This window comes from Sutterella massiliensis (assembly GCF_016899755.1).
Lineage (GTDB): Bacteria > Pseudomonadota > Gammaproteobacteria > Burkholderiales > Burkholderiaceae_F > Sutterella > Sutterella massiliensis.
In genome coordinates, this window is sequence record NZ_JACJJC010000232.1 from 1 (window position 1) to 556 (window position 556).

The following is a 556-nucleotide window of genomic DNA, read 5'->3' on the forward strand; positions in this document are numbered from 1 at the left end:
ACATCGGCCGCATTCTGGATGAGGTCGATCTTCGCGCCCTCGTCGGCCACGAGCAGTTCGGAGCCGTCGGTGAGCGTGTTGGTCGCACCCGCATCGAGGTTCACGAACGACTCAGACTTGATCTCGAGCGTTGCGCTCTTGTCGGTGTCGCCCGCAAGCTGCAGCTGACCGCCGAGGCTTTCGTCCATCGAGGTCATGTCGTAGCGCAAGCCGCCGAAGTAGATGTTGCCGCCGTCGAGCGTGAGCGCACGGACGTGCTTGTCGATGTAGCGGTTGACCTGATGATTGACCGTGCTCACGTAGAGGTGGCCGTTCTCTTCAACCGTAATGCGTGCGTTCTTCGCGGCGAGCTGATTGGCCGTGTAGTCGTCCTCAGCGTCGCCGTCGTTGGCGTAAGCGAGCGTGTAGCCGCCGTTCTCAAGCACGATGTTGCCCGAGAACCCGGAGGTCTGATCGTCGGCGAAGCTGAACATCTTCTCGGCGGCCTGTGCCGTGCCCGAGAGATTGATCACCACGTCGCCCGCACCCGTCACCGAGTTGGTGAGCTGCGAGGAAA

The 556-nt window shown here is 61.9% G+C and carries 1 protein-coding gene; it reads right to left on the bottom strand.

The genetic code is table 11. From position 1 onward, the window contains the following. Positions 1 to 556 (bottom strand): hypothetical protein (locus H6A60_RS12325; protein WP_205105055.1); only part of this gene is annotated, 556 nt, incomplete at both ends.